This is a genomic window from Microcoleus sp. CAWBG640, assembly GCF_020883015.1.
GTDB lineage: Bacteria > Cyanobacteriota > Cyanobacteriia > Cyanobacteriales > Microcoleaceae > Microcoleus > Microcoleus anatoxicus.
The window spans coordinates 1-10,902 of record NZ_JAHRFC010000123.1; the positions used below are offsets into that span (position 1 = coordinate 1).

Annotated in this window: 8 protein-coding genes; 4 read left to right on the forward strand and 4 right to left on the reverse strand. The window is 42.9% G+C overall.

Features of this window, described 5'->3' with window-relative positions; genetic code table 11:
• The 3 genes from AAFP11_RS28100 to AAFP11_RS28110 form a co-directional block, all read right to left on the reverse strand.
• The coding region (locus tag AAFP11_RS28100; RefSeq protein ID WP_341739982.1) for a hypothetical protein at positions 1 to 4,164 on the reverse strand (4,164 nt) is incomplete at its 3' end.
• 384 nt (positions 4,165 to 4,548) lie between these two features.
• A complete protein-coding gene (locus AAFP11_RS28105) occupies positions 4,549 to 5,247 on the reverse strand; it encodes a hypothetical protein (protein ID WP_341739983.1) in 699 nt (232 codons plus the stop codon).
• 26 nt (positions 5,248 to 5,273) lie between these two features.
• Positions 5,274 to 5,783, reverse strand: a complete 510-nt coding sequence (locus AAFP11_RS28110; protein ID WP_341739984.1) for a hypothetical protein — start codon at positions 5,781 to 5,783, stop codon at positions 5,274 to 5,276.
• Between the two features lie 896 nt (positions 5,784 to 6,679).
• Between AAFP11_RS28110 and AAFP11_RS28115 the strand changes: the two genes are divergently transcribed.
• The 4 genes from AAFP11_RS28115 to AAFP11_RS28130 all read left to right on the forward strand — a co-directional run bounded on the left by AAFP11_RS28115 (position 6,680) and on the right by AAFP11_RS28130 (position 10,604).
• Positions 6,680 to 8,158 carry an NB-ARC domain-containing protein gene (locus AAFP11_RS28115; protein ID WP_341739985.1) on the forward strand — a complete coding sequence of 493 codons (1,479 nt, stop codon included), beginning with the start codon at positions 6,680 to 6,682 and terminating at the stop codon, positions 8,156 to 8,158.
• Positions 8,155 to 9,720, forward strand: coding sequence for a tetratricopeptide repeat protein (locus AAFP11_RS28120; protein WP_341739986.1), 1,566 nt, complete (start codon positions 8,155 to 8,157; stop codon positions 9,718 to 9,720). Before AAFP11_RS28115 ends, AAFP11_RS28120 begins: the two co-directional genes overlap by 4 nt.
• Before the next feature lie 144 nt (positions 9,721 to 9,864).
• Positions 9,865 to 10,299, forward strand: coding sequence for a XisH family protein (locus AAFP11_RS28125; protein WP_341739987.1), 435 nt, complete (start codon positions 9,865 to 9,867; stop codon positions 10,297 to 10,299).
• Positions 10,269 to 10,604 carry a XisI protein gene (locus AAFP11_RS28130; protein WP_341739988.1) on the forward strand — a complete coding sequence of 112 codons (336 nt, stop codon included), beginning with the start codon at positions 10,269 to 10,271 and terminating at the stop codon, positions 10,602 to 10,604. The genes AAFP11_RS28125 and AAFP11_RS28130 overlap by 31 nt, the downstream gene beginning before the upstream one ends.
• Before the next feature lie 59 nt (positions 10,605 to 10,663).
• Here AAFP11_RS28130 and AAFP11_RS28135 read toward each other — a convergent pair.
• A partial coding sequence (locus tag AAFP11_RS28135; RefSeq protein WP_341739989.1) for a hypothetical protein occupies positions 10,664 to 10,902 on the reverse strand: 239 nt, incomplete at its 5' end.

Below are 10,902 nucleotides of genomic sequence, written 5' to 3' on the forward strand. Positions count from 1 at the left end.
GGTATTCACTCCATTAATAAAGGTGTTCCGTAGATAGGTTGTCCCATTTCTAAAGGCAGTGTCAATCTTCTTCCCACCACTGAGCCATTCCTCTCTAAAGGTATTCACTCCATTAATAAAGGTGTTCCGTAGATAGGTTGTCCCATTTCTAAAGGCAGTGTCAATCTTCTTCCCACCACTGAGCCATTCCTCTCTAAAGGTATTCACTCCATTAATAAAGGTGTTTCGGATTTTGCTGCCATCTGGCAAAAACTCTGTGATTAAGTTATCCAGTTTGAAGAAAAAACCAACTCCAAATTCATCTATGATTGCTTTCGCAATTTTATCTATGTCTTGGGAAACACCATCATAAAGCCCTTTGGCAATGCTATCTAAATTAGATGTAACACCGTTATAAAGTCCTCTGGCAACACTACCTAAATTAGTCGTAACCCCATCGTAGAGTCCCTTGGCAACACTCCCGATGTTCTTGGTGACCCCATTATAAAGTCCCCCAGCAATAGTGCCTAAATTTTGGGTGACTCCGTTATATAGCCCCTTGGCAATATCACCTATATTCTCTGTAACTCCGTTATAAAGTCCTCCTGCAATATCACCAATGTTCTGTGTAACTCCGTTATAAAGAGCATTGGCAACACCTGCAACTCCACCTGAAAATTCTTGGTACAAAAACTTAGCAGTTTGCGCTAAATTTAGTCCATACTCTTTCGCTACTTCGGCAATAGACTTAGCAGCACCCAACATATCGCGACCACTTTCCTTTAGCCCTGTCGCTAACTCACTAAACGCCTGAGTTACTGGAGGAGAAGTCGCCACGAGAGCAGTACCAGCCGTGAGCAATGTGGGATCGCCAGTAATAACCCCCAGTGCATAAACCTTAAGTCCTCCTTCTCCCCTTGTTTTATCAATAAAAGACTTCACATCATTCTTGATGTCAGCTAAAGAACCTGCGCTCTCATTGTAGAGAGGCACAATCTTTTCGACTTCCCCTTTTTTAATTAAAGGCAATCCAAAATTCCCAATAGGGAACAACGTAGAAGTTAGACCAAATCCCAGATCGAGTTTAAGTGTCGGTCGTAAAATCTCATCAATCTTATTCAGTCCCGCTAAACGAACCTTTGGATCGGAATCGACTCCCGAAGGAGAATCATCGAGACGAAGCCCAAGTTGTCCTATTAAAGAAACTCTTCCGGCAATATCAATTAAATCAAGAACAGTTATTAGGTCTAGTGTCCCCGTTAGAATTCCAGTTATCGTTGGATTGAGAGAAAACAACATATTTCCTACAGTTCGCCCCAAAATATCTTTAGGTTCTTTTTTAGCCCCACTCTCAACCACATAGAACCCCTGTGTATCGAAGCCTACGATAGTATCAACCAGCATTGAAAGCCTTGCTTCAATATCAACTCCAGCACTAATCCCAGCAAGCCCGTAGAAAGTGAATACGGTTGTGCTAGGCAATACGGTTATTTTTTTCTCAAACGAAGCAAGGGTTTGTTTAACATCTAAGCTAATAAGATTAATGTCCTGACCACTTAGAAGCTTCAAAACATTATCAGTCTTAATTAAATCAAAACTCAAATCCAGAATATCGAGTCCTTGCTGACCAGTCTTATCATTAATCTGCTCAATACTTTTCCCTTGAAACTTGTCGGGTTCAATCAGAATTTGGAGACCTTTAGGAACACCAATAATATCTAGTAAGTTTTTGTCTAATAGAGGAATTTTTTCCGTAAGAATGGTGCGAATCTCTTTTGGAATCGGATTAGAGCCAACCAAGTCTCCTAAAAACAGATTGATGATATCTCCCTGCTTGCCTTGAAAAAGATTAGCAATCGCTGTAAGACTGGCATCATTTTTGATCGTATAGTCAGCTTTACCCGTAGCTAGATCGTATTGAACACCGGCATTCCATGTAAAATTGCCCAGGTTGAGCTTGTTGAGAAGTGGAACCTTGAGATTTTGAGCAGGATTAGCAACAGTAAGAGCCGCATCTAAGGCTAAATTACCCGTTAAAGCAATAGCTTCTTTTTTGCCTAAAATAGTATCTAAAGAAAGAGTGTTATTGCTACCCAACAGATAAAAACGCTCATTTCCAACACTATCAAAGTCACTAAACGTTAGTTTTGCCGTTGGACTCAAATTGGCATTGTCGATACTTACTTGACCTGTGAGGAATTTCCCAATGCTTGCCGTACCGTTAAAACTTCCCTTAATCGGTAACTGTGCGTTAACATTACCCCCTTCTAAGATGAAAGGACCATTCGCCAAATCAAGGCCCAAACTGAGGTCAAAAGCTAGATTCGGCGTAGCTTGCAAATTCCCATTAAGGGTGAACTTCGCTGAACCTGCATCAAAACCACCAGAGGTATTTGCTAATTGCAATGTGTCACTAACCGAAGAATTGTAGTGTAGTAGCAACACATCATTCGCGATAAAATTACCACTAAAGAATTGTTCTGGCGTAATTAATTTTTCAACTGTAATGCCGAAGGATTCGAGATAAGCCTTTGTCCCTTTATCGGGAGCGTCAAATCCGAGTCCCTTTTTAATAGTTGATGATAAGGCAGTAGATAAATCATCCCCAATAATGGGAATATCTTGAGTCAGTTTAGCAATTTTCGCGCTTTGATTTGCAAGAGAGTTGATTCCTTTTTCTGTTGCATTCACTAGCGCATCCAAGAGCGCATCTTGTTGAACAGCAAGTTTTGCCTCACCTGTCACAAAATTTAGACTACCTGAAGCTGCGATCGCCAATTCTAACTCAGATAATGCAGGGATACTCCCTTTAACTGTTGCCTTATCAAGGACAATGCCACCAGTGAAAGATGCTGCACTGGGCGCAAAGAGAGTTATTGCTGTGTCATCATTCAGATAAAGTCGCTCGTTTAGAATGGTATCCCCATCATCAATTTTTAACTGAGCATCAAGATTTAACGTCCCCGTTCCATTAATTCCAGTGTTGACTAAACCTTTAATAGGAGCATTTCCCGCAAGCGTAGCATTCAAATCGAAGTCGGAACTGAGCAGACCACCTTCATTAATGAAAACTTTTCCTACTTTATCGATACCAATACTGAAGTTGAAGTCAAAAGCGCCCAAGCCATTTGCGTTACCACTTACAGTTGCTTGCGTTTTAGTACCAGCAATTTCAAAAGCTGTTTCTCCAGTAAGATTTTCTGAAATCGTAAATGATTTGGAGAAATCAAAATTGAAGACAACTTCTGTATCGATTCCTAATTTGATTGTGTTGATAAGATCGGGCGTAATTAATTGTCCATCGATAGCTACCGTTAAAGTTCCAATATTCTCTATAGATTTAGACAACTGCTCAACAATTATCTTTAAATCTAAATTGGGTGTATCAGTTAAAGTTGCCAATGTCTTGTTAACGCGAGCGCTAACATCATTTAGGAATACAGTTGCCTTAGCGCTGTCAAATCTATTTGGCAAAGGCGAAATGTTCTGAGTAAATAAAGAGTTTTGAGTAATACTGTTGCTTAATGCGGAAAATACAGTTTTAACTGATGATAATTTTTCGACGATTCCTTTCGATCTAATGATGTCATCATTGTCAAGCAAGTTAACGCTAGTTGACCCGTTTGGCGGACTCAAAGTGATATTAGCTTCGGTGGTCGAAGCGATCGCTCTCCCATTATCCTCTAGCAATGGCTTATCGGTGGTGGCGCTATTAGTTCTCTTTGCATCAGTTACTACCACAGATGACTGATTTTGAGTCTCTGTAACTGAACCAGTGTTAGTGGAATTTGACGAGGAAGATGTAGTAGAAGGATTAGTTAATGAGTCTGGTTGTGAATTATCTACTAGCTCTTCGCTTACTCTTAAACCAGTCACTATATCGATTTCTGGCTCGGATATAATAGATTGAGACGTTTTTTTATTGGAAAAAATACCTATTTGGCTAGTGCTAGAAAGCGGCAAAATCAGAGTATCAATTTCCTTGCTATTTATTACAGAGATACCCGTTGTTATATTTTGCTTGCTCGCTAAACTGCTAGAAGTAACTAAATTAGAATCCGAGCCTACACTAAGTTTCGGATCTAAGGCTGGTAGAAGTGGATTTGTCAATCCTACTATTTGCTCAAGGTTACTTTTTCCCTTGTCTTGATTAAGTATGAGATTGGAACTAATTAACTCGATCATGGTAAGTTTCCTCTTATTTATCTGCCTTGAATAATTGCTAGAGCGCCAGTCCAGTTGAATCATTCTCAACGCAAAAAGGTTTTTTCAGACTCGTTCGATATCCGAAAAACTAGCCCAAACCCAATGATTTGATTCTACTGGACTGATGCTCTAGTAGGTCGATATTTATGAAAATTTCAGAAAGGAAATTTTTAGGTTGTATCGCCCAATGCTGGCTTACTGCTCAAGGCGATCGCACCAGAAAGCGCGATACCAGCAATAGATAAATTTCGCAGAAAAGCTTGGTTAGACATGATTTCTTACTCCTATCGATAGTTGTGTAATTTAACAATTAGTGGTAAATGCACTCTTATTTCGATTAAACATCCCCTAAAAAAGGGTTTTTTAGCGTGCATTTTGGCAAGCCTGGACTGCGGCTGCCTCGCTAATCTCAGTTCTGACTCTGACGGTTTTACAGTTCACATCATTCGCAACACAAATCCAGCCTGAAAATGGTTTCTGTACCTCTGTTCGATACAGCAAATTCTCCATACACTGCTGAATCGCCTGTGGCGACCCTCCAACCGGATTAGTCCAGGTTGTACCTCCGCCTCCGGGAATGATGATCAGCGGTGTGTTCAGATTTGGATTACTGACAGGAGCCACTGGATTGCCACCCACCGCATTACGGCACTGGTTGACCGCTTCTTCTTCACTCAATACCGAAACCTTGATCGAACTCGCCCAGCAGACATTCTTGGGATTAAATAATTTTCGATAATCAGTCCAGCATTGAGGTCCGCTGGTACTTTCTGCAGAGAACGCATTGATCGGGTAAGTGTATTCTGTCTTACCATCCGTTCGCTGTCGAGGTGCACCTTCGTAAGTCTGAAATCGCTTATTCTCTACACATCTTTCGATCGCCAAACCACCACTGGAACACAGGTCAGCAGCTTTATCAGGCGAAACGCCTTGGCGGACAAACTCATTAAGACATTCTCGAATCGAACTCTGCGCGATCATCGCGCCTTGGGTCATTAGCAATGGTGATAGCATCGTGGCGATCGCGCCTGCCATCGTCAATGCTTGATGATTTATAATCATGGCTCTACAAATAATGGAAAGTTGTCTTAGCGTGCGTTTTGGCAAGCCTGAACGGCAGCAGCTTCACTGGTTTGAGTTCTCACGGTTTGCAGTTGCCAACCGCCCCAACCATCTTCTCGACTCACTTGGCTGCAATAACTGCGAGTGCAAACTAGCTGTTGTTCGTACATCAGGTTTTTCATGCAGTTACTGATCCCCTGCGGAGAACCACCAATTTGCCGTCGCGGTTGGTAAATTACGGGAGGTTGCGACTGATAAATGACCGGGGGCTGCGCTGCGGTCCCGCCAGCAGGAGTTGGCGAAGCCGGACAGCCAAAGGGAGTGCAAGGATCTGCACCCGGATTTGGGCAACCAAAGGGGTTACAAGCACCGGCACCGGGTTGAGAACAGCCGAAGACATTGCACGTTTGGGCAACTGAAGGCTGTGCGTGTCCGAGTAAAGGTAGAATGGCGCTCAGAACGCCGATCGTTAGTGCTTTACTAAAGGAAACTGACAAAAACCCACGCTTGGGTGAGCGTCCGAGAGATTGGTTCATCTTCATTCCTGCTAGTGTTTGCTGAAATTGTTCGGTAGATGCCTAACCAGCTGAAGGTTTTGAGTAGCCTTTCGTGCCAACAAACTGTTACATCCGGCTTTTCTACCTGGTTGCAAAAGAATGCCATGCACCGCCTGCATGTAGTTAATTCAGCTAAAATGTCTCAATACGCCGTTTAGTCCTGCTGATATTTCATCAACGATAAGTGCTGCTGTATTTGATGCTCTGCCCAATTGCATAACTCAGATGTAACTACTTTACCGCTGTGTAGCAAGTCCGGCAGTCCGATAAAAGTCCGATAAAAGTCCGATAAAAGTCGGATCGAAGTCGGATCGAAGTCGGATCGAAGTCGGATCTAGAATCTAAAAATTATCTGTCTCTATTGACTAGCCCATTAGCTCATTCTTCACAAAATCATGAGTATTTATACTTAAAACAAAATGTCCGATCGCTCACCTCTGCTAGCTGTGGTTGTCTGTGCGACAGTTGAGGGTGCGGAATCATATCGTTTCCGGTAGCGTCGGAATTATTAGTAGCGAAAATTAGGACACTAAGCGCGTGCCCATAGGTGTCAACTTAAGCATGAAAGCCTTGGTATCTCTCGTTCATAGCCAACTCTAGATCCCCCTAAATCCCCCTTAAGAAGGGGGACGAAAGATCGGACTCTTGTCCCCCCCTTCTTAAGGGGGGCTAGGGGGGATCTAGATTTAATAGTCAAACAAAAGTCTCTGACTGGGTTTGACCTTAAGTTGACACCAATGGGTACGCGCTTAGTGTCCCTACGGGTATCGCGTGTAGGGACACTCCAAGAGCCGTGTCCTCTATATCATTCCGGCGCACCCGGAATTGATATCATTACCTGAGATCGAATAGAAATAGTTATTTTAGAAGTCTATATGGCAAAAATGACTGATGATGAGGCACTAAATATCGTTGAGGAAATTCTGGAAATAAAGCAATTAAACAATGTGCAGAAGATAGTCTTTTGTCAAGCTTGGGAAGGACAGTCTTATATGCAGATTGCTAATGCTTTTGACTATGACTATAGCTATATCAAAGATATTGGATCGCAACTTTGGCAGATGCTCTCAACCGCTCTACGACAAAAAGTGACAAAGTTGAATTTTCAGAGCGTCCTCAAGCATTATGCTAAACATCGAGAATCTCAGTTCGCTAGTCAATCTGCTTTTTCTCGACCAGAAGTTGAACCCTTAGAGAGTTCATTGTCACCCAACTATTCTACACTTTCCATAGATGAGGATGAAACTCGTTGGGTTGGGCGCGAATCGTTAGTTGATGCACTAACTGAAAAGATTAAAGGCATTAGTCGCGTCCTAATGCTGGTAGGAATTACAGGGATTGGCAAGTCCTCTCTGGCAATTCGACTGAGTTTAGAACCAGCGATCGCTCAAACGTGGCCATTCGTTCATGTAATTCGCTTTGATGCTGAGCAGCAAACCTTTGAACAATTCGCTCGCTTACTTTTAAAAGAGCAGATGAGATCGGATTTTGAGTTAGAACACGAGTCTCAAAAACTGGTCATCGATTTAGTTAATTATTTGCAAACCCATCCCTCTTTGCTGCTCCTCGACATGGTTGAGGAAATCCTGGAAACGGGCGATCGCGGCGAGTTTCATTACAAAGATCCCTTATTTGCCCAATTTTTCGATCGCTTTATCCAAGTAGAACCAATGCCATCTCGCTTGATTCTAACTTCTCAGGATCGCCTCCCTGTCATAGCCGAGGGACGGTATTTAGAGCGATCGCACCTAGAATACCTCAAAGGCTTAAATCCCGAAGAAGCCCTCGAACTTTTTGGGAGTTGGGAAGTTTATCCTCAGACAGATGAGGAACGTGAATATCTACAACGCATCGTTAGGGTTTATGAAGGCCATCCGCTTGCTTTGCGAGTAATCGCTGGAGAAATTCGAGAAAGTCCATACAACCGCGACATTCAAGCCTACTGGCACGATTATGGCGAAGAGATTGTAACCATCGAACAACAGCAAATAGCTTCTGATTTACGTTCGAGCGCCGACTCAGTAACTTTAGCCAATTACAGCATCAACTTAACCGATCTAGTTAAGTGCCGCATCGAACGAACATTTATCCGTCTGCGCGTTTCATCTCCTTTGGCTTACATTCTGCTCTGTATGGGAGCTACCTATCGATGCTCTGTAGAGCGAACTGCTTGGCTATTATTAATTGCGGAGTGTCCTAAAGAAGCGCAAATAATTGCCTTTCAAACCTTACAACGCCGCTTTCTCCTAGAAACAGACTCTAAGGCTGGGCGCGTATTCTATCGGCTTCACAGTTTAATTCGCAGCATCGCGCTCCAGCATCTTGTTAATTTTAAACCAGAGATCCTGTTATGAATTTTGCCTTGGATCGAGCATTGCAACTGAAGACGCTAACAGAATCCCAGATTTTAAATTGCTGCTTGACACCAGCAGGAGAGTTGGTTCTAAATAATGCACATCCTCTCGATCGACAACCGACTCTCTATGAAAAAGCGCATTTACGAGCCGCTTTTTACTGGCTCAAGCACTATCAACCCCATAACCAAGCTTCTCAACTCGAACAAGTCCGAGGCTACTTGGAGGCGGCTCACCATCTAGAACAGCTTAAAGCCTGGGATCTGATTCGCCAAATTTTATTTGTTCGTCCTAATATCGAAGGGAATTCGCAGGTTTTACACCAACAGCTTGGAATTTGGGGACTTTACCGAGAACAAATCGCTCTATGTCAACCTTTATTGGGTAAAGTTAATCCCCAATTGGATTGTCTTTGTCTCAATGACCTGGGCTATGCTTATACCCATCTTTGTCAGTTTCCCACCGCAGTCGATTACTATCAGCGTTTATTACAATTAGCCACAGAGAATCACAATACAGAGGCTCAAGCTAAAGCACTTGGTGGTTTAGGGCTTTGCTATGGCAATTGGGGACAATATCAAACAGCTTGGAATTACTGCCAGCAGCAGTTGCAGGTATTGGATCGAATTGATGAATCTGGCTGTCGCATTCAATTGGAGGATGCCGTATCGCTAGAAAGCTTGGGATGGGAGCAAGACAGTTACGGCGAAGGCTCGTCTACAGCGGTTGAGAGAGGTCAAACCTTGGCGACTTTGGGATATTTAGCCATTCACCTGCGACAGTTTCATCAGGCGACTCATCACTGTCAGCAAGCATTAGCGATCGCCCGTACTATTAACGATACGCAAACCCAATGGTACGCTCTCGGACGGCTTGCCGTCGCCAATGCTCAGTTGGGTAAACGCCAAAAAGCTTTGGATGCCTTAGAACAACAGTATCAGCAACGACACCAAAACCGCAATTGCCATCAAGTTAGTGTTGTATTGGTGAATTTGGGCTTAGTCTACTGTTACCAGCGCAACTTTAGAGCCGCTCTAACCTGCTCCCAAGAACTTTTGGAAATTAATCAACACAGTGGTGATATAAGCGTTCAATGTTACGCCTTACTAACTCTGGCATTTATTCATACTTGGCAAGATGAGGTTCAACTAGCTTTAGAAAAAACCCAGCAATGTTTGGATCTGGCCCGTCAATATCACTATCAACACCACGAATCTCAGTCCTTATCGCAATTTTCTTATCTCTATAGCGCACTGGGAGACATTCCTAAAGCACTAGATTATGGAAAACAAGCTTTAGCGATCGCTCAAACCGTTAATAATTCTTTATTTAAAGGGATTGCACTGGCAGTTTTAGGATTGGCTTACCTGGAAGCGGGTAAGTTTATACAGAGTTTGCGTTTTATCGTTGCTAGTTTGATCGCGCTCCCTCCTTGGCGCGGTGGAGATAGCCAATTGTTGCTGGCGATAATTCTCAAACGATTATTCAAAATGGGGATGAGTCCCGTCAAAGTAAAGCTATGGATCGAAGGAAAATACCGAGCTAAAAAGTCCGTCAGGTAACATGACATCCCAGAATTGACAAAGTTCTTCTCTAAAGCCATAGAGCTTAGCACCTTGAAGATTAACTCTAGTGAAAATCACAACACGATCGTAACTCGATCGAAATGGTATTAAAATGGAAGAACGCCCTATCTCAATCTTCTCATGCCAGCCAAAGACATTTACCATGATTCCGTAAAACAGGCGCTCATCAATGATGGCTGGACAATTCTCAAGGAAAACTACGAACTGGAGTACGGGGGAGATAACTTATATCCAGATTTTGCTGCCGAGAAATCTATTTCTGCAGCGCGAGGCAAAGAAAGAATACTTGTGGAAGTCAAAAGCTTCATCGGACGATCGTTCATTACTGACTTACAGGCTACCATCGGTCAGTACATCATGTACAAAGAAGTTGTCGAAGCTCAAAACCTAGATTTCAAGTTATACTTGGCAGTTGCAGCTAACTTGTACGATAATAAATTTCAAACTCCGCTCGCTCAACTAATGATTCAAAAAAATCAAGTTAACCTATTGCTTTTCGATCCAATCCAGGAGGTTATTGAACGATGGATAAACTCGAACGATACCGAAGCTTAATCCAAAAAATTCTTGAAGAATACCAGCAGCTAAGCTCGGGCAATTCCGATGTCGAATCTGTCTTGCTGTTCGATCCGATTCGCGAGCAGTATCTTCTAATAAAAATGGGTTGGTATCAAGATAATCGCATCAAAAGCAATGTCATTCACGTTCGCCTGAAAGATGGAAAAATCTGGATTGAAGAAGACCGGACTGAGGACGGTATTGCAACCGATTTACTGCAAGCGGGGGTGTCTTGTGAAGATATTGTCCTCGCCTTTCATCCACCGCGTTTGCGTCAGTTTACCGAATTTGCAACTGCGTAAGGGGATCGCTCTTATGGATAAAATAGCACATCGCGCATCAAGAGCGATCGCGCACTTATCTAATTCGCAGCCAACAAACCCGACATATTCAGCACTTTTTCTGACCAGATTTTTACCTGTTCGCTAACTTTTATTCGTTGCTGAACGTTCGAGCGAATCTCAGCCCAAGAATACTGCCAGCAAGCTAACTGAACCTGCAACTCAACTAACTCAGCAGCTATTTCTATCTCTGTATCGGCAGCAGTCCATTCAATAAACAGCTTGCTTTCTTCCAGTAAATCTTCAATTATTTCGCTAT

What these genes read in the sequence shown, in the direction of transcription:
- AAFP11_RS28130 (WP_341739988.1), top strand. Translation starts at nt 10,269, where the DNA reads ATGGATAAACTCGAACGATACCGAAGCTTAATCCAAAAAATTCTTGAA.
- AAFP11_RS28110 (WP_341739984.1), bottom strand. Translation starts at nt 5,783, where the DNA reads ATGAACCAATCTCTCGGACGCTCACCCAAGCGTGGGTTTTTGTCAGTT.
- AAFP11_RS28125 (WP_341739987.1), top strand. Translation starts at nt 9,865, where the DNA reads ATGCCAGCCAAAGACATTTACCATGATTCCGTAAAACAGGCGCTCATC.
- AAFP11_RS28115 (WP_341739985.1), top strand. Translation starts at nt 6,680, where the DNA reads ATGGCAAAAATGACTGATGATGAGGCACTAAATATCGTTGAGGAAATT.
- AAFP11_RS28105 (WP_341739983.1), bottom strand. Translation starts at nt 5,247, where the DNA reads ATGATTATAAATCATCAAGCATTGACGATGGCAGGCGCGATCGCCACG.
- AAFP11_RS28120 (WP_341739986.1), top strand. Translation starts at nt 8,155, where the DNA reads ATGAATTTTGCCTTGGATCGAGCATTGCAACTGAAGACGCTAACAGAA.